The following is a 25,337-nucleotide window of genomic DNA, read 5'->3' as shown; positions in this document are numbered from 1 at the left end:
GCTGTTCGATAAAAAAGGATGATATTGCACTATCCTTTTTTATTGCGCGTTTTGAAAATACTTAACCACTTGCTGAATTTGCTCAATACGATCGCTATCGGGTAAGTAAGCCGCATAAACGCTGCGCTCTAGACTAATAGCATCAGCTATTTGTACTAACTCGCCAGCTTCAACATATGATTGAATCAAAGCTTGGGGTAAAAAAGCGGCACCACCATTTTGCAGCATAAAGTCTAACCCGATGCGCACTGAGCTGGTATGTAAAATGGGCTGAGGTAAGTCTGAGAACTCTCGGGCATGTTGCATATTAAATGCCGTTCCCCAGTCAACTTTAATATAGTTCTTTATATTTTCGACTAACGGATCGCAACTCATATCACTGCTGACCATCACCAACTCAACTTGCTGCAACAGCTCACGCTTAATATCGTCAACCTTAGGTGGATCAAACAATACTGCAATATCCAAACTGCGCTCAAGCAATTGACGCGACATTAACTGTGGTGAGATAACGTCTGCACGTAAAGCCAGTCCGGGCAGTGAGGTATAAACCAAATTGATATAGGGCTGTAAAAACGCGTCCCAAAGGTTAGGGGCTGCACCAATCGATAGCTGTAATGCATTGTTTTCACTGAGCGCGATATCTTGCTGTGCGCGATCCCAAGCGTTTAACATCGCTTCTGCGTAGGGCCGCATCCGTTCACCCGCAGGGGTTATTTGAATGTTGTTGCGGTGGCGACTAAATAGCTCCACGCCTAATAGGCCTTCTAGCTGTTTTATTCTAAAACTGACCGCTGAAGGGGTGAGATATAAGTTTTCTGCGGCCTTGCCAAAGTGGCGAGTATGACCCACTTCTAAAAAGGTTTTAAGTAGTTCGGTGTCCATCAAAAACCTTCACGCTAGAGGAAAAAAAATTTTGATTTAGTAATTGCGAATAATGACTAAGATTCAGCTGAATGCAACTAAAATCAGCAAAAGAAGGAAAATTAATTATGGCTACCAGTTTTGTATGTGGTAAAGCTTTCTATGACGACCAGTCTTTTCCTTATGGTTTTAAGCGTAGTGGTGATTTTACCATCAAGGAAGCAGAGCTATTAGAAGGTATTGGACACTCTTTGATGGCTTTAGCTAAAGGTGAGCAATCGCCCATGACTGATGAAGAAGCGCGTTTTGTTAAAGTGGCGCAAGGCGAACTGCCGGCTGAATCAGTTGTTGAGAAGGTATGGATTAAGTACCGTACGTTAGCGAAAGGCAAGACGTTCTTTGGCGTAACCGGTAATCCAAATAAGAGCCAACTCAGTCGTGAAGTAGAAACCGAAGAAGACGAAGAGTAAACATCACAAAAGATGCAAAAAACGGCAGTACATGCCGTTTTTTTATGCCTAAATAATCGTCTTACAACCATTTTTTCCACCAAAACAAGCCAATGAGTGAGCCGGTTAATGACACTAGCAAAGCAATGAAAATGTAAAATGCAGCAGGGTTTTCAGAGCCCGGGATGCCACCGACGTTAATGCCTAGCAGCCCAGTTAAAAAGCCTAACGGTAAAAAAATCGCGGCCACCACTGACATTACATACATGCGCTGGTTTAATTGTTCCGACAGCAGGTCCGATCGCTCTTCGTAAGCAATTTGGGCGCGCTCTACAATCACCTCTAACTCTTCAACATAACGCATCAAATGGTTGGCCGTTTCTTTAAACTCATGCCGAAACGCTTCGTCAATCCAGGGGTAATTACTTTCATAAAGCTTACTCAGTGCCGCTTGTTGCGGTGCAATATAGCGCTTTAAGGTAATGGTTTGACGGCGAATAGAAGATATCTCTTGGCCGATTGTTAACTCTTCTTCTTGGTAAAGTTCATCTTCTATGTTGTCGATACGTTGCTCTAAATTATCGATAACATGCTGCATCCGCATGGTGAGTCGCTCAGTCAGGGAACTGATCACTTCCGTAATACAAGTGGGTCCATCACCCTGCGCCAGTTGTTTGCGAATATCGTCAATAGACAACAGACGGCGTTTTCGCGTACTGATAATGCGGTTGTCATCAACATATAGGCGAATCGAGACCATATCTTCAGGGGTTTCAGTTGGGTTTAAATTGACGCCACGCAGAAAGATTAAGCTGGCACTGCCGTAGTTAGTCCCTGTTACTCGCGGCCGAGTTTCCCCAGCTAACAATGCATCAACGACATGTTCAGATAGGCCTGACTCTTGTGTTATCCAGTGGCGCGACGTCGCGTCAGTATAATCAAAATGCAGCCATAGTTTACCATCTTCAGGGCGCCATTCTGTTATGGCTTGATGAGTATCAACAGGAGTTGCACCACCTTTACCATCGAGTAATAAGCCATGAACTAGACCATTTATCGGCATGTTAAATTCTCATTAAGTGGACAATTAGTGCCCTATCATAGCGGAAAAGCACTAGAGTATAACTATATACCCAATCAACTTGGAGATGCATGCATCTTCAAGTTGATTGGGTATATACGTGGTTGCTATAAATAATTACAAGGTCGTGTTATTTTGCTTGTGTGGTTAAGGGTTTAGGTATAAAAAGCATGCCCCTTAATAATCTCAATTAAGCATGGGTTGGCGCAAAGGAGTTTCATGTGGATCAGAACAAATTAAAGGTGGGGTGGCGAGAGTGGGTTGCCTTGCCAGAATTGGGTATTTCACAGATCAAAGCTAAGGTAGACACAGGCGCAAGAACGTCCTGCTTACATGCATTTAAAATTGAAGAGTTTGAGCGCGATAACGCCACTTGGGTACGTTTTTGGCTACACCCAGAGCAACAAAATAATGATGTTGAACTCATTTGTGAAGCACCGGTTTCAGATCAACGTAAGGTGACCGACTCTGGTGGTCATACCGAAACGCGTTACGTGATTACGACTAAGCTTGAGATAGCGGCGCAGTCTTGGCCGATAGAAATAACCCTAACAAATCGCGACAGCATGATGTTCAGAATGCTGTTAGGGCGCACCGCGATGAACGGTCGCATAATTGTGGATCCGGAAGGTTCATACCTTGCCAGCCACTAGGAACTAAATGTAATGAAAATTGGTATTTTATCTCGTAACAGAAATCTTTATTCCACTCGTCGCCTGATTGAAGCGTGTGAGCAGCGCGGCCACGAAGTTAAAGTGATAGATGCGCTGCGTTGTTATATGAACATCAATTCAGAGCAACCTGAAATTCATTTTAAAGGTGAAGAATTAAGCGGCTTCGATGCGATTATTCCACGCATCGGCGCATCCGTTACCTTTTATGGTTGTGCGGTTTTGCGCCAGTTTGAAATGATGGGCGTGTACCCAGTTAATGAGTCGGTGGCGATCACCCGTTCGCGTGACAAGCTACGCTCAATGCAATTACTGTCGCGCAAAGGTACTGGCATGCCTATTACGGGGTTTGCCAGTAAGCCAGATGATGTTAAAGATTTATTAGACATGGTTGGTGGTGCACCTGTGGTGATTAAGCTGTTAGAGGGCACCCAAGGTATTGGCGTAGTATTGGCGGAAACGCGTAAAGCAGCGGAAAGTGTTATTGAAGCCTTTATGGGCCTAAAAGCTAACATTATGGTACAGGAGTACATTAAAGAAGCAGGTGGCGCGGATATTCGCTGTTTTGTCATTGGTGAAAAAGTGATCGCTGCGATGAAACGCCAAGCGGGTGAAGGCGAATTCCGCTCTAACTTACACCGTGGCGGCAGTGCTTCTTTAGTGAAAATTACCCCAGCTGAGCGTCGCACTGCGATTGCGGCAGCCAAAGCCATGGGGCTTAATGTGGCGGGGGTTGATTTATTACGCTCAAGCCGTGGCCCACTCGTGATGGAAGTCAACTCCTCGCCGGGCTTAGAAGGCATTGAAAAGGCAACAGGCAAAGATATTGCTTCGTTGGTGATCGATTTTGTCGAGCAAAATGCGGCATCAAAAAGGACAGCGACACGTGGCAAGGGCTAAAAAGAATCGGTCATTTACCTTACTGGGTGAGGAAATCCTACCGGGTGAGCGTAAAACATTAGCGTTAGAAGCGGCGAAGCTATATACCCACTCCACGTTGGACTTCCCCATTGAAGTGATTAATGGGGCTTATCAAGGCCCCGTGCTAATGGTATGCGCCGCGATTCATGGTGATGAGCTTAATGGTGTGGAAATCGTTCGTCAGTTGTTAGCGAAAATTAACCCGCAACAGCTTAGAGGGACTTTAGTGGCCGTGCCGGTGGTGAATGTATTTGGCTTTATTCATAAATCCAGATATCTACCTGATCGCCGCGACTTAAACCGGTGCTTTCCGGGGTCGGCAAGAGGCTCGTTAGGCTCGCGTATGGCCCATATGTTTTTTGATAACATCGTCAAACATTGCTCGCACATTATTGATTTACATACTGGCGCTATTCATCGCACTAACTTGCCGCAAATTCGCGCTAATTTAGATAACCCTGCCACTAATGCTATGGCGTTGGCATTTGGCACGCCAGTGATCATTGATGCATCACTGCGTGATGGTTCGTTGCGTAGCGAAGCAGAAAATTTAAATGTGCCCGTTATTACCTATGAAGCGGGAGAAGCATTAAGGTTTGATCCAATCGCAATCGCGGCTGGTCTTCAAGGTGTAGAGCGCGTCATGCGCAGCTTAGGCATGCTGCGGTCGTCGCGTAAAAAGCGTTTGAGTGAGCCGGTGATTGCGCGCTCAAGCAGTTGGGTTCGCGCTGAAAGCGATGGTATGTTACGTAGCCAAGTCTATTTAGGAGAGCGGGTCAATAAAGGCCAAATCTTGGCTTATATCAGCGCTCCGTTGGGGCATGGTGAGTGGGAACTAAAAGCGCCGCGTAGCGGCATCGTCATTGGCCAGCAAACTTTACCGCTGGCGAACGAAGGCGACGCTGTGTTCCATATTGCTTTTTTTGCTGAGTCTGATCACTTGGTCGAGCAACAAGTGGGCACTTATATTGGTGAAGTGATTGATGCCGATGAAGAGTTATTACGTGCCGGGTTTGTCCATGATAGTGGCAGCTCTCAGCCTTAACTATCTAAGCTAACTAAAAAAACCAGCGTCGATGCTGGTTTTTTTATACTTGTTAATTACAGGATCAGCATTGTCGCCGTGCCTAAGAAAGCAAAAAATCCAACCACATCGGTCACCGTGGTTAACACCACTGAGCCCGCTAATGCAGGGTCGAGTTTTAGCTTGTCTAATACCATTGGAATGAGCACGCCGAATAACGCGGCGGTGATAATGTTGATACAGATGGCTAACGCGATAATCGCGCCGATCATTGGCGATTGGAACCAAAGCCCCGCCAGTAAGCCAATAACAAGCGCCCACAGCAAACCATTTAATGCGCCAATACCACACTCATTTTTAATTAGAGATATTAAGTTACCAGCAGAAACTTGATTCAGCGCCATCGCGCGGATCATCAAGGTTAATGTTTGGCTACCGGCGATACCACCCATAGAAGCAACGATTGGCATCAGTACTGCTAATGCAACCACTTCGGAAATCACGTCTTCAAACAAGCCAATGGTGATGGAAGCAAAAATCGCTGTAACAAGGTTTATTCCCAGCCAAACAGCGCGTTTTTTCGCGCTGTCGATCACTGGCGCGAATAAATCTTCACTTTCACTTAAACCGGCGCGTGCCATTAAGGTGGTTTCATATTCTTCGCGAATAATCGACATCCCCAGACGCACACTAATTTGGCCGATCAAGCGGTTATGCTCATTGACTATGGGTAGGCAGTCATATTCAGCATGCTCAATCAGCTCTGATGCTTCTAATAGCCCTAAATCGGCTTGAAGTGCGGGTTGCTCTTGATCCGCCAAGGATAATACTGGAGCGTCCAATGGTGCATTGAGTAATTTATGTGTCGCTAATGTTGCGTAGTAAGTGCCATGTTTATCTACTAGGTAAATGGTTGGTTGGGTATTACTGGGATCCCGGCTGATTAATCTTAGGGCGTGGCGCACCCGTAAGCTTTTTGCCAGCACCCACATTTTTCGTTCGGCGTAACGGCCTATTTCTTCATCGTTATATTCGTTTGCTTGATCATATAGCTCAATCTCTTGTTCATCGATCAAGCTTAAGGCTTTTTGTACTATTTCATCGGGTAAATAGTCGGCCCATTCGATTAGGTCGGCGTTGTCTAAACGAGATAAAACTAAGTCTAACTCAATTGACGAAAGGCTTTGGATAATCGAGTATCGCGCATCCGAGCGCATTTCAGTCAATACATCAACACTGTGATTTAACGACAGGCTACGCCATAAGTGAATACGCTTTTCAATGGGTTGAGATTCTAGAATCAGTGCTATTGCACCATCGTCGAGCTCTTTTTCCGCCAAATTAAACAAGGCATCCTGCTGCTCTAAAGGGGCTGCAGAGATTTGTGAAATCACTTGGCTAATGTCTTGTTCCATTATGCCTCCTTTGCGAGTGCATTTAGGCCTGAGTTTTGCCTATTAGGCGTTTAGTGTGCACTTTCTTGGCTTTTTCCGGTGGCTTAGTAAGCACCATCACGGGGCGAACAATAAATAAATTATTAGGATAAATTACTTTATTGCCATCTATATTTTCCATCACCACATTCATCAAACCCATTTCGATGATCCGGCCTTCAACAAAATTTGCTCCGTCAACCACTCGAACCCAATGACCGACACGGCAATCGTTTTGGATAAAGAGTAACAAGAAGGAAGTAAGGTTACTCAGCAATGACCAACCCGCAAACAAGGCCACACCGAGCATAGCAAATAGCGATGAACCAACGACTAACAGCCCGCGCAGTTCAATGCCCCAAATAATCAACAGCAAACACAATAATACAAAGGCAGAGATAATCTTTAACAGTAACCCCGCTCGGTAGCGGCGATGGGGGTCAGTACGGCCCCGCACCATATTTTCTAAGATACGATTCTGTATTGTTACAATTTTGGGAAAGCCTGCAATAACCAATATGGTAATTAGCAGCTTATATTGCTCTGCGACTAAATAGATGACTTCCATCATTATTCCCACCCTAAAATAGTAGGGCAAATGTAAAGTAAATACTTACAGGATCAACCTTTATTTCGGTTTTTAAGGCGAGAAAACCTTACCCCCAAGTAACAAATTCCTCCAACCTAGGCCAAGTTAATCGCCCAATTTAAATGATTAGAGTCACCATTTGGCCATGCCGATAATCTTAATTGAATAAAATACAGTAAAAATACGGCTAAAGTGATCCAAAGGCATTAAATACTTGTACATATATTTGTTGTTAGTACAACTTCTGACTAACTTTAAAGCATCTTTTGTGTACAAGGACTTTGTTTATGTATCAGTTTGAGCCAGAAAAAATAAAAATCGGTATCAGTTCGTGTCTGTTAGGCCAAGAGGTGCGCTTTGATGGCGGCCATAAACAAAGTAAGTATTGTCGTCATGACTTAAGCCAATATTTTGATTTTCAGCCTATTTGCCCTGAGATGGCGATAGGCATGGGCGCGCCACGTAAAACTATTCGCTTGGTTAATCAACTGGGTGATATTCGTATTAAAGCCTCTGATGACAGCTTTGATGTGACTGATAAACTACGCGAGTTTTCTACCAATAAATCTGCTCAACTTGGTGGTATTACCGGTTATATCTTTTGTGCCAAATCGCCAACCTGTGGCATGGAGCGCGTTAATTTATACAAAGACGGCACCAAAGATGCCGTAAAAGAAGGTGTTGGTGTGTTTGCTGGCCAAGTGATGGCCGATCACCCGCTTATCCCAGTAGAAGAAGAAGGGAGATTGAACGACCCTGTATTACGTGAAAATTTCATTACCCGGGTCTTTGCCTATCATGACTGGCAAAAACTACGTGCCGACGGCGCGACCCGCGATGCCTTGTACAAATTCCACGCCCGCTATAAATACCTATTGATGGCCCATGATGTGAACTTGTACTACAAGCTTGGGCCACTTTTAGCCCATGCAGAAGGTGACGTTGACGACATTGCGGATCAATACATAGTGATGTTTATGCAGGTGTTAAAAGGCCATCCTACGCGTAAGAGCCATGCCAATACCTTGTCTCATATTCAAGGCTATTTAAAGCGCAGCTTGCGCAGCGATGAGCGTCAGCAATTGGCTAAAACCATTGATAAATATCGTCAGGGTTTGATCCCGCTATTGGCCGCCATGACCTTGATTAAGCATTATCAAACCTTATATCCAGATGCGTATATCGAGCAGCAAATATATCTGAACCCGCACCCAGAAGAGCTGAAACTTCGCTATGAGCATTAAGCAAATGCTTAAATTTAATCGCAATATTCAGACCGAAGGTTGAAGTTACGTTATGAGCACTAATCAGGCGTTATATCCGATACGCGAAGTGTCTGAGCAAACAGGGGTAAACTCGGTCACGCTGCGTGCTTGGCAGCGCCGTTTTGGTTTACTTAACCCGCAGCGAACAGCTAAGGGCCATCGCTTATACAGTGAGCAAGATATTGCGCGGGTTCACGAAATAGTGCGCTGGCTAGAAAAAGGCGTGCCAATTAGCCAAGTGAAGCCCTTATTAGAGCAGCAGCCAAATAATGAAGTATTAGATAACTGGCAGCAACAAATTGAGTTATTGCTGGCAGCTTCATTTGCACTAAAGGCGAGCAAGCTGAATCAACTGTTAGATCAACTTACCTCTCTCTACCCTTATGGCTTGGTGATGAATAAAGTTTTGATTCCTTGGTTAAAACAATGTGATGAAGACTGTGTCACTCGGGCTGATGGCACTATCGTGATGGTCTGGCTGCAACAACAAATAAAACAACGTTTTTACACCCGATTGCAGCTGGCTAATCAAACCAATCAAGGGCTTGCAGTCTGGTTGCTACAAGTGGGTGAACGGCCTTGGTGGCGACTATTGTTGCAAGCCAATGAATGGGCTTTAGCTGGTTACAGGGTTACCGCGCTGCACTTACCCGATTTAACACAATTGCCGCTAGTAATTGATCGTTTAGAAGCGAATGACATCTTGTTTGATTTACCGGCGCAAGTGACTACTAATCAGAAACAGTTATTTAATCAACATGGCGCACGCGCTTATTTAACCGGAGAGTTTGCCGTTTTGCATCAAGTGAATTTGGGTTTAAGGGTTGCCGATAGTCGCCAGCCGAAGGAGGCGTGGCAATGAACTTAGTTTGGTTAAGAAAAGATTTACGCATAAGTGATAACCCCGCGTTAGCCGCAGCCATGGCCAGTGGCACGACGTTGGCGTTATTTATCAGCAGTCCAGCACAATGGCAAGAGCACAACTTAGCGCCGATCCAAGCGGATTTTATCGAGCAAAACTTACAATCAGTGGTAAACGAGTTGGCGCAGCTAGGCGTCGCCACCTTGCATCATCAGGTCGATTTATTTACGGATATCCCTTCGTTTTTATTGGATTTCTGTCAGCAGCATCAAATTCAACAAATCTTTGCTAACACTGAGCCTGAGTTAAATGAAGTACGCCGTGATCGCGCTGTGCTAGAAGCTGGCTTGCCGTTACAGCTGTTTGAAGGTCATAGCATCATGGCGCCGGGCACGGTATTCACCCAAGCGGGTACCATGTTTAAAGTGTTTACTCCGTTTCGTAAGCAGTGGCTAGAAAAAGTGGCGCAGCAATGGGCATCGCCCTTGGCCAAGCCAATTGCCATTGGCCCTGCCGTCGAAGCGATTAAGATTGAACTGGCTTGTCCCAAGCGTGATAGCAGTGCTTGGCTTGCTGGCGAAGATGAAGCGCAACAACGCTTAAGCGCTTTTGTGCAACATAAGGTGGCAGATTATAAAACCTATCGCGATATGCCAGCCCTTGATCAAACCAGTGGCCTATCAGGATACCTTGCGGTGGGGGCGCTCAGCGCCAAGCAGTGTTTACATCAAGTGTTACAGCATTATCCCGATGCGTTAAATGAGCAGGAAAGCGGCGCATTTTGTTGGATCAGTGAGTTAGCGTGGCGTGATTTTTACCGTCATTTACTGATCGCACACCCTAAATTATCCATGGGTTATAACTTTGTCCCTAAAGCCGCCAATATTCAGTGGAGTCAAAATGATGATGACTTTGCTGCTTGGTGTGAAGGTCGCACCGGTTATCCGCTGGTGGACGCAGCGATGCGCCAGCTAAATGAAACCGGTTGGATGCACAATCGCTTACGCATGGTGGTGGCGAGCTTTTTAACCAAACATTTGCTAATTGATTGGCGCCGCGGCGAGCAATATTTTAGTCAGCAGTTAATTGATGCCGATTTGGCGTCGAATAATGGTGGTTGGCAATGGGCGGCGAGTACGGGGTGCGATGCACAGCCATATTTTCGTATTTTTAATCCGATCCGCCAGAGTGAGCGGTTTGATCCCGACGGCACCTTTATCCGTAAATATTGTACGGAATTGATTAATTTAACGGCAAAAAATATTCATATGCCCAAAGCCAACGAGCGGCCTATTCGTTATGTTAAACCGCTGGTTGAGCATAGTTTTGCGCGCCAACGAGCATTGGATGCATTTGCCGTGTTAGGTAAAGGTTAATCAGTTAAATGCATTTTATAGCTAAAAAGGAAACGTGAGTGAAATCAGCCATCATCAGCCAGTTTGTAAAACTGTATCAACAGCTCGACAAGCATAATTTAGAGCGCCTAGGGGAGGTTTACGATCCTAAGATACAGTTTGTTGACGCGCTCCATGAAGTGAATGGCTTGGTGGCGCTGACGGAATACTTTGCCGGCTTATATCATTCTTTGGAACAATGTGATTTTGTCATCCATGAGGCGATTCAAGAGCAGCAGCAAGCCAGCATCTTCTGGGTGATGACCTATCGCCACCCTAAGCTCAACGGTGGTAAAGCTATCTGTGTAAACGGAGCGAGTCATCTTAAGTTTACCGATAAGATCACTTATCACCGCGACTACGTCGATTTAGGCGAAATGCTATACGAAAACATTCCAATGTTAGGGGCTTGTATTCGCCAAGTGAAGAAACGGGCCAAGCAATGAGGATAGCTGCATGAAGCAAGTATTAATCACCGGTACCACCTCAGGCATCGGTAAGCAACTGGCATTGGATTACATCAAGCAAGGTTGGTTGGTGTGGGCTTGTGGTCGTAATGAGGCTGCTTTGACCGAGTTAAAGCAGCAAGCTGGTGAGCATCTCCATGCTTTATGTTTTGATTTAAACGACAGCGCGGCCATGGCGCAGGCAGCAAAGAAAATCACTGCGCTGGATTTAGTTATTCTTAATGCGGGAACTTGTGAATATATTGATGACCCGAAACACTTCGATGGCGCACTGTTTGAACGCGTTATCAATGCTAATCTCGTTGGATTAGGTTATTGTTTAGAAAGCTTTTTACCCCTTATCAAGCATGACGGCAAGCTCGCTTTAATGGGCTCAAGTGCCAGTTATGTGGCGTTGCCAAGAGCCGAAGCTTATGGTGCCAGCAAAGCAGCAGTCAGTTATTTAGCGCGTACTTTAGCGATTGATTTAAAGCCTCAGGGCATCAAGGTTAGTTTGATCAGCCCCGGTTTTGTGAAAACGCCACTGACGGCAAAAAATGACTTTCCAATGCCGATGCGCATTGAGGTGACCGAAGCCAGTCAGGCCATTATGCAAGGATTGGCACGCAATCAGTTTGACGTACATTTTCCAAAGAAATTTACCTTTATTTTAAAAACATTAGCCCTGTTGCCTGAGTTCTGTTGGCAAAAATTGGCTTCAAGGATACAAAAATAATGAAAAAAATCGCCATCGTTGGAACCGGTATTTCAGGTTTAGTGTCTGCTTATTTATTAAACCGAGAGCATGATATTCAAGTGTTTGAAGCCAATGATTATATTGGTGGTCACACCGCCACGGTGGATGTAGAAGTGGATGGTCGCAGCTGGGCCATCGACACCGGCTTTATTGTATTTAATGATCGCACTTACCCAAACTTTGAGCGTTTGTTAGCGCACCTAGGTGTGAGTGCGAAGCCGACCGAAATGAGCTTTAGCGTAAACAATGTGCAAACTGGGCTAGAGTACAATGGCCATAATTTAGATACCTTATTTGCACAACGTCGTAATATTCTTAATCCGAAATTTTGGAGCTTTATCGCTGAAATTATGCGCTTTAATGGTAAGTGTAAGGCGCTTTGGGCGGAGCAAAGTATTGATCCTGAACTGACGTTAGGGGACTTTCTCAAGCAACAAAATTTCAGTGAGTTTTTTGCCGAGCACTACATTTTGCCGATGGGCGCGGCGATTTGGTCGTCAAGCTTGGTGGAGATGGAGCAGTTCTCGCTGTTGTTCTTTATTCGTTTTTTCCACAATCACGGTTTGCTTAACGTCAACGACCGCCCGCAATGGTATGTGATTGAAGGTGGCTCGCGTAATTATGTCGAGCCGCTGGTAGCTGAATTTAAAGATAAAATTCATTTAAATACCGCGGTGACTAAGATTGAGCGCGGTCTTGAGGGCGTGGTGCTAACCTTAAATAACGGCCAGCAAACTTATTTTGATGAAGTGGTATTAGCATGTCACAGCGATCAAAGCTTAGCCATGTTGAGTGATGCCACCGAACAAGAGCAAAAAATATTAGGTGACTTAGCCTACAGCGAAAATGACGTGGTATTGCACACAGATACGCGTTTGTTACCTAAGCGAAAAAAGGCTTGGGCTGCGTGGAACTACCAGTTAAATGGTCAGCGCGACAACCCTGCCAGCGTCACTTACGACATGAACATATTACAAAACCTGCCAGCCGATGCACCGACTTTTTGCGTTACCTTAAATCAAAATCATGCCATTGACCCCAGTAAAATATTACGCAGTTTCAAATATATGCACCCTGTATTTAATCAAGCTAGTTTGGCCGCGCAGCAAAATCGTGAACAAATTTGCGGTCGTAATCACACTCACTTTGCTGGCGCGTATTGGTACAACGGCTTTCATGAAGATGGTGTGCGCAGTGCGTTGGATGTGTGTCAGCGCTTTGGTTTGAAATTATGAGTAGCGCCCCTGCGACGTTAAACCAAGATGCTACTATTGAGCACAGTGCTATTTACACTGGTATTGTGCGCCATCGCCGCTTTTCCCCTGTGGGTCATGAGTTTAAATACCAAGTGTTTTTTTTAGCGCTGGATTTAGACGAACTGGGCGCGGTAGAAAAGCTTGGCTCTTGGTTTAAACAAAATCGCTGGGCACCCCTTAGCTTCAATCACCAAGATTACCTGCATAAAGACCAGCCTGTCAGTCGTCAAGCGGTGTGGCAAAAAGTGCAAGACTTAGGCGGAGTGGCACTGAATGGTCGGGTACTGATGCTGGGGCAATTACGTTGTTTTGGCATTTATTTCAGCCCAGTGAATTTTTACTACTGCTATAACGATGCTGGCGAGCTGATTTATTTGTTGGCGGAAGTCAGCAATACACCTTGGAACGAACTGCATTATTATCTGGTTGATATAGAAGCGAACCAGCCGACCGATAAGGTATTTCATGTCTCGCCATTTATGGATTTAAACATGAAATATCACTGGCGGATTAAAGCGCCGGGTAAGCAATTACGTCTGCATATGGAAAATCGCAACGAAGCCAAATTATTTGACGCGAGTTTAATGTTGCAGCGGGTAGATCTAACCAATCAAAACTTACGTAAACAAGTATTAAAATTGCCATCTATGGCTATTAAGACCCTGGCGGGTATTTATTGGCAGGCACTGAAACTCTATTTAAAAAAAGTGCCTTATATTCCTCATCCAGGGCCATCGACGGAGCAAAAAAATGGATAATTCAAACGTGGCGACCCTGCAACCGCAGTCGGTGCACTGGTTAGACAAATTAGCGAAAAAAGCCTTATTTGCCATTTTAAGTAAGTTAAGTGAGGCGGGTTTAACGGTTGAAGACGGCTCGGATGTAATGCATTTTGGCGATGCCAACGCTGAGCTGCAGGCGAAAATTGAAATCCATAACGGCCGCGTTTGGCGTCAGTTATTATTGGGTGGAAGTATTGCCGCCGGTGAGAGCTACATTCAAGGTGAATGGACCAGCCCTGATTTGACCAAAGTGATCCAAGTGTTAGGGCGAAACTTAACGGTACTGGATAAGCTTGAAAAACGCTTTGCTTGGCTATCGAGTTTGCGTCATTTAAAAGTGCACAAGTCGAATCGTAATTCTGAACACGGCTCGCGCAAAAATATCTTAGCCCACTATGATTTGGGCAACGATATGTACCGCACTTTTTTAGATAAAGAAATGCTGTACTCCAGTGCGATTTATCCGAGTAAAGAAGCAGATTTAGAAGCAGCGCAATTACATAAATTACACCTGATATGTGAACGTTTGGAGTTAAAACCCGGCGAGACCTTATTAGAAATTGGCACTGGCTGGGGCGGTTTAGCCATTTATGCCGCGCAGCATTATGGCGTTAAAGTCACTACTACCACCATTTCTGATGCGCAATATGATTACGCTTGTGCGCGGGTGGCGGAGCTGGGGCTACAAGACCAAATTACTTTGCTGAAACAAGATTATCGCAAGCTGGAAGGCCAATACGACAAGCTAGTGTCAATCGAGATGATAGAAGCGGTTGGTCATGAATATTTAGAAACCTTTTTCCGCACCTGCAGTGACCGCCTTAAGCCGTCGGGTAAAATGTTAATTCAAGCCATTACCATTGCCGATCAGCGTTATGACAGTTATCGCACTGGTGTTGATTTTATTCAACGCTATATTTTCCCTGGTGGTTGTTTACCCTCGGTGAGCGTGATGAGTCATCATATTGCGGATAAAACTGACATGGTAATGATGCAGCTGCATGATATCGGTCTGGACTATGCGCGAACGTTAAAGGACTGGTTGCATCGCTTCGAGCATTCATTGGCTGACATTCGCCAACAAGGTTACGGCGAAGACTTTATCCGATTGTGGAAGTTTTACCTTTGTTATTGCGAAGGGGGCTTTTTAGAGCGCAGCATTAGTACCGTGCATTTGGTGGCTGCTAAACCAGATTTTCGCAGTCCTGACTACGTGACTTATCACCGTTGAAATCTATGTTGAAAATTAATCTCGAACAGCCGTCTTGGGCGGCTGAATCTAGCTGGCTAGCCAAGCATTTTATTTGGCTTAATGCTTTGATGTTTCAGTTAGTTTGGTTTGCCGCGATTTTATTACAGCAAGATGCTTGGCCTTACGTCAGTGCATTACTGTTGTTGCATTTTTATCTTAGCCCAACGCGACGCCAAGATTTGCCTTTATTAATTGGGGTGAGTTTTGTGGGCATGCTGGTAGATTCGGCGCTGTCTCTGAGCGGTGTGTTTGTGTTTGCCGATCAGGCAATATTACCGGTGTGGCTGGCTTTTTTGTGGTTTCATTTTGCGGTAGCGCTCAATCATAGCTTGGCTTGGCTGCGCCGTTTGCCGCTATTGTTAGTGGCATTAATGGGCAGTATCTCAGGCCCTTTAAGTTATCTCGGTGGTTATCGTTTAGGGGCAGTAGAGTTGCCTTTGGGGGCGTTAAGTTCTGCGTTAATTATCGCTGTGCTTTGGGCGTTAGCCTTACCTGCTTATGTGCACTTTTCTGTATGGTTAAAGCGTAAGAGCTGATTTTCTTCTTGAGATCATTTATTTAGTTTATTGCGTAACTACTAAGCGTTAAAGCATACCTTATCTAGCTGTGACTGGATTAAGCCAAATTTAGGTTAGCTATCTATACATCCAATGTCCTAGTCACGTATCCATCACTTTTCCATCACTAAACCATAACACTTCTCCGCCACTATCCTTATTTTACTTCCTTCAACGAAAACAAAAGTTTGGTGAATCAAAATGTTAAATCGGATTAAGAAAGCAGGTATGGCAGTCGCTTTAGTTCTTTTATTTGTACCTCAAGTAAGTGCAGAGACAGTTAAGCTTGCCGTAACAGATCTTGTCGGCTTGGAAGAGTTACAGCGTGAATTTGGTGCGTTTAAAGAAACACTTTCTAAAGTAACTGGTTATGACATTGAATTCTTGCCCGTTACTAACCGTACCGCTGCAGTTGAAGCATTACGCTTTAATAAGGTGGACTTTGTATTAACTGGCCCTGCTGAATACGTTGTAATGCAAAAGCGTTCAAAGGCAAGAATCGTTGCGGGTTTTTCTCGCCCTGATTACTTCGCTGTAATCATCACTATGGCAGACAGCCCCTATACTGATGCAGCTTCTTTGAAAGGAACGAAAATCGGCTTGGGCTCTGTTGGTTCTACTTCTAAACATCTTGGCCCAATTCAGGCTTTAGCTGATGCAGGTCTAAATCCATCAGAAGACGTGGAAGTGATTAATACCAAGGTCCCTGTTTTATGGGAAGCACTTAAAAAAGGCGATGTAGCCGCTATCGGTATTAATCATTTGAAATTTATCTCATTGCGAAATAAAGAGATTGAAAAAGGTGGTTTACAGCCGGGGGCGTTTCGCGTGGTTGCTCGCGGTCCTGACCTTCCAAATGATGTACTAATGGCTGGCAGCCATGTGAATGACAAAATGGTTAAAACCATGAAAGAGGCTTTTGTTAATCACTCTGATGAGCTAGTAGCTGCGATTTTAACCGGTAAAGATAACCAAAAATACGCTGGAATGCGCTTTCTTACTGGCATCAAAGATAGTGATTACAATTACGTACGTTCAATGTACGCAACTGCTGGTTACCCTGAATACTCTGACTTCATTGGAGATTAATCTCTATGAGCAATTATGCCGATCCGAGTTCGCTAGCAAGTGCTAGCGTTTCGGCAGCTTCAAGCCTACTTCAAGTGAGTGGGCTTTCAAAAAGCTTTGATAACAACAGTACACCCATTTTTTCTGATGTTAATTTTTCTATATTTGCCTCTCAATCTGTTGCTCTCATAGGCTCAAATGGCGCGGGAAAAAGTACTTTGTTGCGCTGTTGTTTAAGACTAATTGAACCTGATTCGGGATCAATTGTTTTTGATGGCGAGGCGATTGATAAAAAGTCAGGACGAAGCTTAAGTAAAGTGAGAAATAAAGTGGGTTTTGTCTTTCAAAAACACTGCTTAGTGCCGCGTTTGTCTGTCTTAAGTAATGTCATTCACGGTAATTTAGCCTATTGCCAAGGGCCAAGAAATTGGCTGCATGGCTTTGCAAGGCAAGAGGTTCGAGAGCGTGCCATGGATTGTTTAGCGCAAGTTGGTTTGGCGCATCTAGCCACTAAACGCTGCGACCAACTCTCTGGTGGGCAATCACAACGAGTGGCCATTGCTCGAGCCTTAATGCAGCAACCAACCATTTTATTTGCAGATGAGCCAACAGCAAGTCTCGACCCTCAGTCAGGACAAGAGATTATGGAGCTGTTTGAGCGGTTGGTAAAAGATAACGGCCTGACGCTATTTTTTGTCTCACATAATATTGAGCATGCATTGAAATATGCCGATCGAGTATTAGGGTTGCAAGAGCGCAGGCTGTCTTTAGACAGCGTGACACATACGCAAAGTCTACAAAGTTTGCGAGCATTTTATGGATAAGCTAAATAATGAGTTTACTAAAGACGCCGATATGACCAAAGCAACCTTTGAAACGCCGCTTCGATTTGAGCGACCGAGTATTATAAGTCACGTTCTATTTGCCTTATTTGTTCTGTTTTTTTTGTGGTCTACCGCTAACGCAGGCCTATCAATATCTGAATTGCTATCAGGTTTTCCAAACATGGCCACAATAGCTGGCGAAATGGTACCGCCAGCTACCGATCGCGTTTGGCCGATGGCCAACGCCATACTGGTTACGTTTCAAATGGCGCTGGTCGGAACGGTGATTGGTATCGCGGTTAGCATCCCCATTGCTATTTTATCTGCACGCAATACTTCACCGCATCCGATAGTCCGTCATATTACGCGTTCGGTGGTTAGCTTTTTTAGAACCGTGCCAGACTTAGCTTGGGCGCTATTTTTTGTTGCCTCAGTGGGGTTAGGGCCATTCGCCGGAACCTTAACTATCATCGTTGATACAATAGGTTTTTGTGCGCGCTTTTTTGCAGAGTCTATGGAGGAAGTTGACCCCGGGCCTTCAGAAGCTCTGGCTTCAATTGGTGCTAGCCCTATGGACAGAATTGCAGTTGTATTAATGCCTGGAGCGATGCCCAGCTTTATCAACATTAGTCTATTTTCCTTAGAAAAGGCGGTGCGCTCTTCGGTTGTTTTAGGTTTAGTTGGCGCGGGTGGAATAGGTGCTGAGTTAGCTGTTTCGATGGAAATGTTCCGCTATGACCAAGCAGCAATGATTGTCTTGATGATTTTCATTTTGGTTTTTGCAGTAGAACAGTTTTCTTCTTCAACTCGCAACCGGCTGTTAGGCCAGAGCAAATAATCACCTTGGAATAAGCAAAACTTAGTCTTGCAAACCTTCGATCAGGCTCGGTGTACAAATTAAGAGATAGTAGAAAGTAATGAATAACAACAATGTAGTTATTGAAAATGTTAAAATATTAAGTGAACAAGGCTGGAGTGAACCCGTATCTTTGTTGATTAAAAGCGGTAAAATTAGTGCGATTGGCGAGGCGGTTAGTGACCCTGATGCCCAGCGAATTGATGTTCAAGGCCAGTATATTCTCCCCGGTATTATCGACTTACACGGTGATGCCTTCGAACGACATATCGCGCCACGTGCAGGAGCCCATTTCCCCTTAGAGTTGGCATTAGCCGCTAACGACGCCAGCTTAGTAGCAAGCGGTATTACTACTTTTTACTACAGTATTACCGATGGCTTTGAGCCGGGCCCCAGAAGTCGTGACACTGTGCGCGAGCTACTACTCGCGATCGAGAGGTTAATGCCTCGGTTTAGTTGCCAAGCACGCATTCATATTCGCCACGAGAAAGTGAATGTTGAGAAGCATGAAGAATTAGTGGATTGGCTTCTTAGTGGAAGAATACATTTACTATCATTAAATGATCACTTACCGCCTTTAAATAACGAGCGGAAAATACAACGTTACTTAGCGGGCATGCGTAGGCGCGTTTCAATGTCGGTAGAGGATATTAATCAATTTCTTCATCAGCTGCAGCAATACCGAGAACTGGGCGAGGAACAAGCTAAAGCCTTAGCCGACATTGCCGCTGAACAGGGAGTCTCGCTGGCATCTCACGATGATGAAACGCTAGAAGAGGTTGCTCGCTCAATTGCATTAGGGGTTTCTATAGCAGAGTTTCCGATGTCGGAATTAGCTGCTCGCGAATGCCAAAAAGGCGGAGCTGCGGTTCTAATGGGGGCGCCTAATTTGGTGAGAGGAGGCTCTCATGTTGGTGCGATCAGCGTAAAAGAGGTAATTGAGCATGGCTTAGTTGATATTCTGTGTAGTGACTATCACTACCCAAGTTTATTCTGCGCACCATTTACAGCGATGACGAGCAATGGTTTATCTCTCTATGAAGCATGGAAATTTGTGAGTGAAAATCCAGCCAAAGCAGCGAGTTTAGGCGATACAAAAGGTAAAATAGAGCAAGGTTTCGATGCTGACTTTATTCTACTTAATGAGTTAGATGGCTCGCCTTTGTCCATTTCATCTACTTGGGTTAAGGGTAGGAAAGTATTTACTAAAAGTAGCTTAGCTTAAACTTTATATTAACTATTTTAAGCGGGCTCGCTTCACTTCAGACGAAGTTGAACCTGAAATTTTGGATGATGGGCAATAGCGCAAAACCAGTGTAATTAAAATAAAGTCACTTTGTTTATTTAAAACGTCCAATTTAACCCCCGAAGAGGTGGCTAAAACCACCGTTGATTTAGTTGGCTAAAGATGAAAATAAGAACGGCGAAACAGTCAGATGTTTCTGAACAAGCAACTTGATTATATCGAACAGGATTTATGGTCTGAGAATCTTGATTTAAGTTATTCTCGACCCTAGAAAAATAGTCGATAGAATGGCTGTTACTCATTTATTCATAATTTTAACGGCATGAAATATTTTAAATTTTGGGTCAAAGAACCGTTCGATATAAGGGTTGGCAACCAAGTCGAAACCATTCAATTACTGGTTGGCTCAAATGTTTCAAAAGCGGTGGCTGCCGAGGAAGGCGCGCTACGAGCTAAGGTGATTGAACAGCGCATTGCCGAGCAGCAGCCGAAGCCATTAAATGAATACGATGCTGTGATTAAAGAGCATGTGGCGCAGATTATTGATGATAAGAATATAGTGACGGTCTGTCGCTATGGCGCAAAAATTTGGAACACCACGCAATACACCATTTTGGATTTGGATCATTACCGTAAAGGTTGGCTCGATATTTTCAAGCCCTTGCGTAAGTTAAGCCTAAAAGAACGCATTGTGTTTAAGTTTGAAGAAAACCTAACGCGTTATCCGCAGCTTGGCGGCGACTTTCGGATTTATGAAACCGCAAAAGGTATTCGCGTCATCTGTCGAACGTATTTAGACCCCGCCGAACGTGCTCATACTAACTTGTTGCATAAGCTGCATGTGGATTGGCTGTATGTGCAGCTATCCAATAAGCAAAAGTGTTATCGAGCGCGCTTAACGCCTAAGCCTTATCGGATGCGGATTAAAACCATTAAACTCAAAACGCCGCTCGATTGTGAAACCCAAGTTTATGAAGATTGGGCGAAAGATTACGAGTATGCGGCGCAGCAGTTTTCCGTGGTGAGATTAGTTAAGGCGATTGGTCGCGATTTTTCCCGTGAGCCAGCGATTGAATATCATGATCAAATGGCGAATTTAACTCGCGGCTGCAAACTGGCTTAATCGAACGGAGTGAAAAAACATGAAAACCCATCCATGTGCGTCTTTTTTGTTAATCAAAGATGGCCAAGTGTTACTGGAAAAACGCTCTGAGCACAAGGCTTGCGATCCAAATTTAGTGGCGATCCCCGGCGGCCATTTAGAGGCTGGCGAGTCACCTGAGCAAGGGTTATTGCGAGAAATAAAAGAAGAGCTAGGTGTGCAGGCGCAGCAGTTTGTGCATATTTGCTCGCTATACCATCCCAGCACTGAACTTCAACTCATTCATTATTATGCCGTGTTATCTTGGTTGGGTGACATTGCCGCATTTGAAGCGGATGCGGTGTATTGGCGATCGTTTGCCGATGCCAAATATGAGTTGGATACTGATGCGGATAAGCTCGCCCTCGCAGAATATCTCCGATTAACGGGCTGTGGTTACACAGCAGTTCAATGGTAATGCGCTTAGTTCGTGCGTTCGGTATTTTTGCCGTTGGACTATGTTGCGGAGCGCTTGGGCTTTTTATCTATTAGCAGCCGTATTGAACGCCGTAATGCCTTTCACCCAACAGCGAATTAAGCCTGAAAATCAGCACTGTGAAGGTCGTGATCTCGATACAGTTGGCAAGGTGTTTGTTAATCTGATCTCTGCTAGCTAAAGGGAGGGCGCGGGGGCTGATTGATGTGGGCTAAAAAAAGCGCGTGTAGGGAGTCGTTTCATTGCGTAAACAAGCAGGGTCCACTGTTTCTGATGAGACTATTATGAGCCATAATACCAGCCTCATTCTTTAATATTTACTAAGGTGTGGTGATGCCTGTAAACAAAAAATTGTCGAAACGAGCGCTGGCGTTTTTCCTTATGTTCGTTGCGATTGTGGTTTATGCGGTTAACTTACAGTTGGCGAAAACCACTTTTTATATCAAAAATAGCAGCAGTGAAGCCATTAATGTTACCGCGAGTTGGGATGGTCAGATTAAAAGCTTGGGGTCGCTAACGCCGCGCCAAGAAGTGCCATTTGAGGTTAAGGAGCAAGGGGCGATAAAATTTAAAGCGAATTATGCCAGTGGTAAAATCAGCACCGCTATCGTGCCTTCTTATACCTTAGGATCGGATATCACCGTCGTGATTAGTGACGCTAATATTACGGTGCGTGGCCAATAGTGTCATTTTCAACCTTATTAAAGGATGTACGTAGTTGCCGCCATTGCCTAGCGCATTTACCTCATGAGCCGCGTCCTGTGGTGCAAATCCATCCTGATGCCAAAATTTTAATTGCTGGCCAAGCACCGGGACGTAAGGTGCATGAATCAGGCATTCCGTTTAATGATGCGAGTGGTGAGCGATTGCGAGAATGGTTAGGTATAGATCGTGAAAAATTCTATAACCCTAAGTTAGTTGCCATTTTACCTATGGGTTTTTGCTTTCCTGGCACGGGTAAGGGTGGCGATCTTCCACCAAGACCGGAATGTGCAAAACTGTGGCGGGAAAGGTTACTCGCGCAACTGCAGCAGGTCGAGTTAACGCTTGTTATTGGCAAGTATGCTCAGGATTATCACTTAGGAGGCGCTCGATTATCGGTGACTGATCAGGTGCGCGCGTGGCAGCAATGTTGGCCCAGTATTGTCCCCTTGCCTCATCCTAGCCCAAGAAACAATATTTGGTTAAGGCGTAACTCTTGGTTTGAGTCTGAGTTAGTACCTGAGTTACGCAAACGGGTTTCAGAGCTTATTTAATCCATCTATGCCATCAACCTGGAGATGCTTGAAACATGTTTCTCAAGTTGATTGGTTATATGAGGCCCCATAAGCGAGGCTCGTTTTATTGCTAACTCCATCATTTCGTCCCATGAAAATATGCCCGAGCTAACAGATTTTCAAAGTAGTCATACTTTTATTGTGGTTTTGTCGTTATAAAAAGGCATCTCTTTTCAAAATAAGGATATGACGAAAATGGAAAATACCTTTCAACATCCAGAGCCTAACGCACAGGGCTATTTTGGTGAATTTGGCGGCAGCTTTATTCCTGAAGAGCTACAAAAAATCATGGATCAAATCAGCGTGGCTTACGATGAGTGTAAAAATGATCCTGAATATCGCGCCGAGCTTGCCCGGCTATATAAACATTTTGTTGGCCGACCTAGTCCTATTTTTCATGCACAAAATTTATCAGAAAAATACGGCACCGATATTTATTTAAAGCGTGAGGACCTTAACCACACTGGCGCCCATAAAATTAACCATTGTTTAGGTGAAGCGCTGCTGGCGAAAAAAATGGGCAAAAAGAAGCTGATTGCGGAGACGGGGGCAGGTCAACATGGTGTGGCCCTAGCAACGGCAGCGGCGTTAGTTGGGCTTGAGTGTGATATTTACATGGGTGAAGTAGATATTAAAAAAGAGCACCCAAACGTAGTGCGCATGCGCATTCTCGGGGCACGGGTGATCCCTGCGACTCATGGCAGAAAAACCTTAAAAGAAGCGGTTGATGCGGCGTTTGAAGCTTATATGAAAGACCCGATCACACAAATTTATGCCATTGGCTCAGTCGTGGGTCCGCACCCATTCCCTGCGATGGTGCGTGACTTCCAATCAATTATTGGTAATGAAGCGCGTGAGCAATTTCAACAAATGACAGGTAAATTGCCTGACAATTTAGTCGCGTGTGTCGGCGGTGGCTCTAATGCGATGGGCTTGTTTAGTGCATTTTTGGAAGATAAAGACGTTACTTTATATGGCGTTGAGCCATCGGGTCGTAGCCTAGACCCGGGTGAGCATGCTGCTACGCTAACCTTGGGTGAGCCGGGCATTATGCATGGCTTTAAGTCTTATATGCTTAAAGACAGTGAAGGCGAGCCGCAACAGGTTTACTCGGTTGCAAGTGGCTTGGATTACCCGTCAGTGGGGCCACAACATGCATTCTTAAAAGAGTCTGGCCGTGCTAATTACACGCACATCAATGATAAAGAGGCCATTGATGCTTTTTTTGAACTGTCGCGTATGGAAGGCATTATTCCCGCTATTGAATCGTCTCATGCCATTGCGCACGCCATTAAGCTGGCGCAGCAAGGAGAGAAAGGCTCTATTTTGGTGAACCTATCGGGTCGTGGTGATAAAGACATTGATTTTGTGATTGAAAATTATGGGCCTGAATATGGTATTGAGTCACTGTTAAGCTAATCAGAGCCGCGATTTAGGCGGTGGGCCGTTATTCACTTATGCAAAATAATGGCCCATATTCTATTTAATAGTCATTAGCGAGTGCGAGCTTAACTTACACCGACAAGCGCAGACAACACCCCAATTACCCCGCCGAATACGCCGCCCCAGACGACTAACCAGCCCAAATGTTCACGGATCATTTTCTGAATAATCTCTTTAACTAATTGCGGCGTTAGTTCGCTCAAGCGTTGGTCGATAATACTGTCGACATTGGCGCGAATATCGTTGAGCATATCGGGCTGTTCAAGCTGGGCTTTTAAGTTCTGCTTAAATTCGTCTTGCTGGCTGATGTCCAGCATTGACTGCTTCATTTTCTCAATAAACGGCTGCTTCAAAGGCGCTAACGTTTCTTGTCCGCCCATCATGGTTAACATACCGCCAAATTGTGAGTTTAAAATCACTTCGACTAGGCCATCGAAGCTTGGTTCTAGATCGATTTCTTCAATCACTGGCTTTAGATCAATAGACGCTGCGCTGTTCATTTCTTGGCTGAGAAATCGGTCGATGTTTTCTGTGGTAAAAAATTGTTCCATCATTAGGCTTTTAATGCCTAACTTAAAATCTTCAAAGCGAGCGGGGATCACGCCTGAGCCATACAAACCCGGTACTTTTTCAAATAGCATGTGTATAGCAAGCCAGTTGGTGATGGCGCCCGAGAAAGCAAATAAACCGGCAAATAATAGCATCGATTGGTCTAGCCAGTAACCCGCAGCAAGGGCGATTAAAGCCAGTAGATTGGTCACTAAACTTTTGTTCATTACTAAATGCCTCCAAAAAAGTTGCAATTTTAGCAATCGCTTAGGGTTTCTGGAAGTGGCTTATGGCGTTAATGGGTGATTGATGGTGTATAGCGTGTTACAGGCTAATAGGGCCTGCTTTGCGCAAGCCTCACCGATATTATATACCCAAGCATCTTGAAGTAACTTGGGTATAGAGGCGTCTACTTTTCAAAGTAGTAAGTATTTGATACGAGTTCGTGGCTTGGTAGAGCACTGGTCATGATGAGTTTTAGGCAGCCATCGGGTTTGATCTCTAAGGTTTTACTAAAAAATACTTCGGAATCTTTTAGGATAATTGCTTCTAATAAATTAGGCTTTTTAAGCTCCAAACAATCTTCATCACCTGAGCCTTTGCCAGTATACGGGCGGAATTTACCATCGGGTACCTGTTCATAATGGTGCTTTTTTTCTACGTCCCGTTCATTTTTACTAAAAAATGAAATAACCAATGTATCGTCTTCTTCACTTATTAAACAGTGCCCGCTAACAGGGGGGCTGCCAAACTCAATGTCGGCACGTTCGGGTAGTAACTGCCAATCACCCAAAAATTGTTCAATCATGTTTTAAATCCCGGTAAAAAATGAAAATAAGCAAAAATATATGGCCTAGATCTTTACCTAACGTGTTGATCTAGGGGCCTCGTTAT

The 25,337-nt window shown here is 44.7% G+C and carries 28 protein-coding genes; 22 read left to right on the top strand and 6 right to left on the bottom strand.

The genetic code is table 11. From position 1 onward, the window contains the following. Positions 1-39: 39 nt before the first annotated feature. Positions 40-885: an HTH-type transcriptional regulator HdfR gene (gene hdfR / locus K6Y31_RS15430; RefSeq protein WP_233053848.1), complete on the bottom strand. Its 846-nt coding sequence runs from the start codon at positions 883-885 to the stop codon at positions 40-42. A gap of 107 nt (positions 886-992) precedes the next feature. On the opposite strand from hdfR, the gene K6Y31_RS15425 reads away from it, so the two are divergent. Further along, positions 993-1,334, top strand: coding sequence for a MaoP family protein (locus K6Y31_RS15425; RefSeq protein WP_233053847.1), 342 nt, complete (start codon positions 993-995; stop codon positions 1,332-1,334). 61 nt (positions 1,335-1,395) lie between these two features. Here the strand turns inward: K6Y31_RS15425 and K6Y31_RS15420 are convergent, their stop codons facing one another. Further along, positions 1,396-2,376 carry a zinc transporter ZntB gene (locus K6Y31_RS15420; RefSeq protein ID WP_233053846.1) on the bottom strand — a complete coding sequence of 327 codons (981 nt, stop codon included), beginning with the start codon at positions 2,374-2,376 and terminating at the stop codon, positions 1,396-1,398. Positions 2,377-2,615: 239 nt separating this feature from the next. Between K6Y31_RS15420 and K6Y31_RS15415 the strand changes: the two genes are divergently transcribed. Genes K6Y31_RS15415 through K6Y31_RS15405 form a run of 3 tightly spaced genes read left to right on the top strand, consistent with a single transcriptional unit; the run spans position 2,616 to position 5,031 of the window. Then, the gene (locus tag K6Y31_RS15415; RefSeq protein WP_233053845.1) at positions 2,616-3,047 is read left to right on the top strand and encodes an ATP-dependent zinc protease family protein; all 432 of its coding nucleotides are present in this window, start codon (positions 2,616-2,618) and stop codon (positions 3,045-3,047) included. 12 nt (positions 3,048-3,059) lie between these two features. Then, positions 3,060-3,965 (top strand): 30S ribosomal protein S6--L-glutamate ligase, encoded by a 906-nt coding sequence (gene rimK, locus K6Y31_RS15410; protein ID WP_232802677.1) that lies wholly within the window; start codon positions 3,060-3,062, stop codon positions 3,963-3,965. Continuing rightward, positions 3,952-5,031: a succinylglutamate desuccinylase/aspartoacylase family protein gene (locus K6Y31_RS15405; RefSeq protein ID WP_233053844.1), complete on the top strand. Its 1,080-nt coding sequence runs from the start codon at positions 3,952-3,954 to the stop codon at positions 5,029-5,031. Before rimK ends, K6Y31_RS15405 begins: the two co-directional genes overlap by 14 nt. 56 nt (positions 5,032-5,087) lie before the next feature. On the opposite strand, the gene K6Y31_RS15400 is transcribed toward K6Y31_RS15405, so the two are convergent. Together K6Y31_RS15400 and K6Y31_RS15395 are read right to left on the bottom strand one after the other, a co-directional pair. Then, positions 5,088-6,425 carry a magnesium transporter gene (locus K6Y31_RS15400; protein WP_233053843.1) on the bottom strand — a complete coding sequence of 446 codons (1,338 nt, stop codon included), beginning with the start codon at positions 6,423-6,425 and terminating at the stop codon, positions 5,088-5,090. 22 nt (positions 6,426-6,447) lie between these two features. Further along, the gene (locus tag K6Y31_RS15395; RefSeq protein ID WP_233053863.1) at positions 6,448-7,011 is read right to left on the bottom strand and encodes a mechanosensitive ion channel domain-containing protein; all 564 of its coding nucleotides are present in this window, start codon (positions 7,009-7,011) and stop codon (positions 6,448-6,450) included. Positions 7,012-7,319: 308 nt separating this feature from the next. On the opposite strand from K6Y31_RS15395, the gene K6Y31_RS15390 reads away from it, so the two are divergent. The 18 genes from K6Y31_RS15390 (at position 7,320) to trpB (ending at position 23,870) form a co-directional block, all read left to right on the top strand. After that, complete coding sequence (locus K6Y31_RS15390) at positions 7,320-8,276, top strand: YbgA family protein (RefSeq protein WP_233053842.1); 957 nt, start codon at positions 7,320-7,322, stop codon at positions 8,274-8,276. 52 nt (positions 8,277-8,328) lie between these two features. Further along, positions 8,329-9,159: a MerR family transcriptional regulator gene (locus K6Y31_RS15385; protein ID WP_233053841.1), complete on the top strand. Its 831-nt coding sequence runs from the start codon at positions 8,329-8,331 to the stop codon at positions 9,157-9,159. After that, complete coding sequence (phrB, locus tag K6Y31_RS15380; protein ID WP_233053840.1) at positions 9,156-10,535, top strand: deoxyribodipyrimidine photo-lyase; 1,380 nt, start codon at positions 9,156-9,158, stop codon at positions 10,533-10,535. The genes K6Y31_RS15385 and phrB overlap by 4 nt, the downstream gene beginning before the upstream one ends. A gap of 38 nt (positions 10,536-10,573) precedes the next feature. Beyond that, positions 10,574-10,999 carry a nuclear transport factor 2 family protein gene (locus tag K6Y31_RS15375; protein WP_233053839.1) on the top strand — a complete coding sequence of 142 codons (426 nt, stop codon included), beginning with the start codon at positions 10,574-10,576 and terminating at the stop codon, positions 10,997-10,999. Between the two features lie 10 nt (positions 11,000-11,009). Continuing rightward, a complete protein-coding gene (locus K6Y31_RS15370) occupies positions 11,010-11,735 on the top strand; it encodes an SDR family NAD(P)-dependent oxidoreductase (RefSeq protein ID WP_233053838.1) in 726 nt (241 codons plus the stop codon). Next, on the top strand, positions 11,735-12,991 hold the full coding sequence (locus K6Y31_RS15365) for an NAD(P)/FAD-dependent oxidoreductase (protein WP_233053837.1): 1,257 nt from the start codon (positions 11,735-11,737) through the stop codon (positions 12,989-12,991). Before K6Y31_RS15370 ends, K6Y31_RS15365 begins: the two co-directional genes overlap by 1 nt. Further along, positions 12,988-13,770: a DUF1365 domain-containing protein gene (locus tag K6Y31_RS15360; protein WP_233053836.1), complete on the top strand. Its 783-nt coding sequence runs from the start codon at positions 12,988-12,990 to the stop codon at positions 13,768-13,770. The genes K6Y31_RS15365 and K6Y31_RS15360 overlap by 4 nt, the downstream gene beginning before the upstream one ends. Continuing rightward, the gene (locus K6Y31_RS15355) at positions 13,763-15,025 is read left to right on the top strand and encodes an SAM-dependent methyltransferase (protein ID WP_233053835.1); all 1,263 of its coding nucleotides are present in this window, start codon (positions 13,763-13,765) and stop codon (positions 15,023-15,025) included. Before K6Y31_RS15360 ends, K6Y31_RS15355 begins: the two co-directional genes overlap by 8 nt. Positions 15,026-15,030: 5 nt before the next feature. Further along, the gene (locus K6Y31_RS15350) at positions 15,031-15,582 is read left to right on the top strand and encodes a DUF2878 domain-containing protein (protein ID WP_233053834.1); all 552 of its coding nucleotides are present in this window, start codon (positions 15,031-15,033) and stop codon (positions 15,580-15,582) included. Positions 15,583-15,804: 222 nt separating this feature from the next. Then, entirely contained in the window at positions 15,805-16,692 is an 888-nt protein-coding gene (locus K6Y31_RS15345; RefSeq protein WP_233053833.1) for a PhnD/SsuA/transferrin family substrate-binding protein, read from the top strand. Between the two features lie 5 nt (positions 16,693-16,697). Further along, on the top strand, positions 16,698-17,495 hold the full coding sequence (locus tag K6Y31_RS15340; protein WP_233053832.1) for a phosphonate ABC transporter ATP-binding protein: 798 nt from the start codon (positions 16,698-16,700) through the stop codon (positions 17,493-17,495). Further along, positions 17,488-18,333, top strand: coding sequence for a phosphonate ABC transporter, permease protein PhnE (gene phnE / locus K6Y31_RS15335; protein WP_233053831.1), 846 nt, complete (start codon positions 17,488-17,490; stop codon positions 18,331-18,333). The genes K6Y31_RS15340 and phnE overlap by 8 nt, the downstream gene beginning before the upstream one ends. Before the next feature lie 79 nt (positions 18,334-18,412). After that, positions 18,413-19,576, top strand: coding sequence for an alpha-D-ribose 1-methylphosphonate 5-triphosphate diphosphatase (locus K6Y31_RS15330; protein ID WP_233053830.1), 1,164 nt, complete (start codon positions 18,413-18,415; stop codon positions 19,574-19,576). Between the two features lie 343 nt (positions 19,577-19,919). After that, positions 19,920-20,720: a hypothetical protein gene (locus K6Y31_RS15325; RefSeq protein WP_233053829.1), complete on the top strand. Its 801-nt coding sequence runs from the start codon at positions 19,920-19,922 to the stop codon at positions 20,718-20,720. Positions 20,721-20,739: 19 nt separating this feature from the next. Continuing rightward, complete coding sequence (locus K6Y31_RS15320) at positions 20,740-21,156, top strand: NUDIX hydrolase (protein ID WP_233053828.1); 417 nt, start codon at positions 20,740-20,742, stop codon at positions 21,154-21,156. Between the two features lie 351 nt (positions 21,157-21,507). Continuing rightward, the gene (locus K6Y31_RS15315; RefSeq protein ID WP_232802659.1) at positions 21,508-21,858 is read left to right on the top strand and encodes a hypothetical protein; all 351 of its coding nucleotides are present in this window, start codon (positions 21,508-21,510) and stop codon (positions 21,856-21,858) included. Next, positions 21,858-22,430 carry a uracil-DNA glycosylase family protein gene (locus K6Y31_RS15310; RefSeq protein WP_427901907.1) on the top strand — a complete coding sequence of 191 codons (573 nt, stop codon included), beginning with the start codon at positions 21,858-21,860 and terminating at the stop codon, positions 22,428-22,430. Before K6Y31_RS15315 ends, K6Y31_RS15310 begins: the two co-directional genes overlap by 1 nt. Before the next feature lie 216 nt (positions 22,431-22,646). After that, positions 22,647-23,870: a tryptophan synthase subunit beta gene (gene trpB, locus K6Y31_RS15305; protein ID WP_427901906.1), complete on the top strand. Its 1,224-nt coding sequence runs from the start codon at positions 22,647-22,649 to the stop codon at positions 23,868-23,870. Positions 23,871-23,959: 89 nt separating this feature from the next. Here trpB and K6Y31_RS15300 read toward each other — a convergent pair whose 3' ends face one another. Together K6Y31_RS15300 and K6Y31_RS15295 are read right to left on the bottom strand one after the other, a co-directional pair. Beyond that, a complete protein-coding gene (locus K6Y31_RS15300) occupies positions 23,960-24,670 on the bottom strand; it encodes a DUF445 domain-containing protein (protein WP_233053826.1) in 711 nt (236 codons plus the stop codon). A gap of 182 nt (positions 24,671-24,852) precedes the next feature. Next, complete coding sequence (locus K6Y31_RS15295; RefSeq protein ID WP_233053825.1) at positions 24,853-25,251, bottom strand: hypothetical protein; 399 nt, start codon at positions 25,249-25,251, stop codon at positions 24,853-24,855. Between the last annotated feature and the right edge of the window lie 86 nt (positions 25,252-25,337).

Origin of the sequence: Motilimonas cestriensis, assembly GCF_021295315.1 — a bacterium.
Taxonomy (GTDB): Bacteria; Pseudomonadota; Gammaproteobacteria; order Enterobacterales; family CBDFNC01; genus Motilimonas; species Motilimonas cestriensis.
This window is presented reverse-complemented; position numbering and strand designations above follow the sequence as displayed.

Bases quoted from the DNA above. Each gene is read 5' to 3' on its own strand.
- K6Y31_RS15420 (WP_233053846.1), bottom strand. From the start codon at position 2,376: ATGCCGATAAATGGTCTAGTTCATGGCTTATTACTCGATGGTAAAGGT.
- K6Y31_RS15390 (WP_233053842.1), top strand. From the start codon at position 7,320: ATGTATCAGTTTGAGCCAGAAAAAATAAAAATCGGTATCAGTTCGTGT.
- K6Y31_RS15370 (WP_233053838.1), top strand. From the start codon at position 11,010: ATGAAGCAAGTATTAATCACCGGTACCACCTCAGGCATCGGTAAGCAA.
- K6Y31_RS15330 (WP_233053830.1), top strand. From the start codon at position 18,413: ATGAATAACAACAATGTAGTTATTGAAAATGTTAAAATATTAAGTGAA.
- K6Y31_RS15360 (WP_233053836.1), top strand. From the start codon at position 12,988: ATGAGTAGCGCCCCTGCGACGTTAAACCAAGATGCTACTATTGAGCAC.
- phnE (WP_233053831.1), top strand. From the start codon at position 17,488: ATGGATAAGCTAAATAATGAGTTTACTAAAGACGCCGATATGACCAAA.
- K6Y31_RS15400 (WP_233053843.1), bottom strand. From the start codon at position 6,425: ATGGAACAAGACATTAGCCAAGTGATTTCACAAATCTCTGCAGCCCCT.
- K6Y31_RS15340 (WP_233053832.1), top strand. From the start codon at position 16,698: ATGAGCAATTATGCCGATCCGAGTTCGCTAGCAAGTGCTAGCGTTTCG.
- hdfR (WP_233053848.1), bottom strand. From the start codon at position 885: ATGGACACCGAACTACTTAAAACCTTTTTAGAAGTGGGTCATACTCGC.
- K6Y31_RS15295 (WP_233053825.1), bottom strand. From the start codon at position 25,251: ATGATTGAACAATTTTTGGGTGATTGGCAGTTACTACCCGAACGTGCC.
- K6Y31_RS15425 (WP_233053847.1), top strand. From the start codon at position 993: ATGGCTACCAGTTTTGTATGTGGTAAAGCTTTCTATGACGACCAGTCT.
- K6Y31_RS15320 (WP_233053828.1), top strand. From the start codon at position 20,740: ATGAAAACCCATCCATGTGCGTCTTTTTTGTTAATCAAAGATGGCCAA.
- trpB (WP_427901906.1), top strand. From the start codon at position 22,647: ATGGAAAATACCTTTCAACATCCAGAGCCTAACGCACAGGGCTATTTT.
- phrB (WP_233053840.1), top strand. From the start codon at position 9,156: ATGAACTTAGTTTGGTTAAGAAAAGATTTACGCATAAGTGATAACCCC.
- K6Y31_RS15385 (WP_233053841.1), top strand. From the start codon at position 8,329: ATGAGCACTAATCAGGCGTTATATCCGATACGCGAAGTGTCTGAGCAA.
- K6Y31_RS15395 (WP_233053863.1), bottom strand. From the start codon at position 7,011: ATGGAAGTCATCTATTTAGTCGCAGAGCAATATAAGCTGCTAATTACC.
- K6Y31_RS15315 (WP_232802659.1), top strand. From the start codon at position 21,508: ATGCCTGTAAACAAAAAATTGTCGAAACGAGCGCTGGCGTTTTTCCTT.
- K6Y31_RS15350 (WP_233053834.1), top strand. From the start codon at position 15,031: ATGTTGAAAATTAATCTCGAACAGCCGTCTTGGGCGGCTGAATCTAGC.
- K6Y31_RS15345 (WP_233053833.1), top strand. From the start codon at position 15,805: ATGTTAAATCGGATTAAGAAAGCAGGTATGGCAGTCGCTTTAGTTCTT.
- K6Y31_RS15365 (WP_233053837.1), top strand. From the start codon at position 11,735: ATGAAAAAAATCGCCATCGTTGGAACCGGTATTTCAGGTTTAGTGTCT.
- rimK (WP_232802677.1), top strand. From the start codon at position 3,060: ATGAAAATTGGTATTTTATCTCGTAACAGAAATCTTTATTCCACTCGT.
- K6Y31_RS15300 (WP_233053826.1), bottom strand. From the start codon at position 24,670: ATGAACAAAAGTTTAGTGACCAATCTACTGGCTTTAATCGCCCTTGCT.
- K6Y31_RS15325 (WP_233053829.1), top strand. From the start codon at position 19,920: ATGAAATATTTTAAATTTTGGGTCAAAGAACCGTTCGATATAAGGGTT.
- K6Y31_RS15355 (WP_233053835.1), top strand. From the start codon at position 13,763: ATGGATAATTCAAACGTGGCGACCCTGCAACCGCAGTCGGTGCACTGG.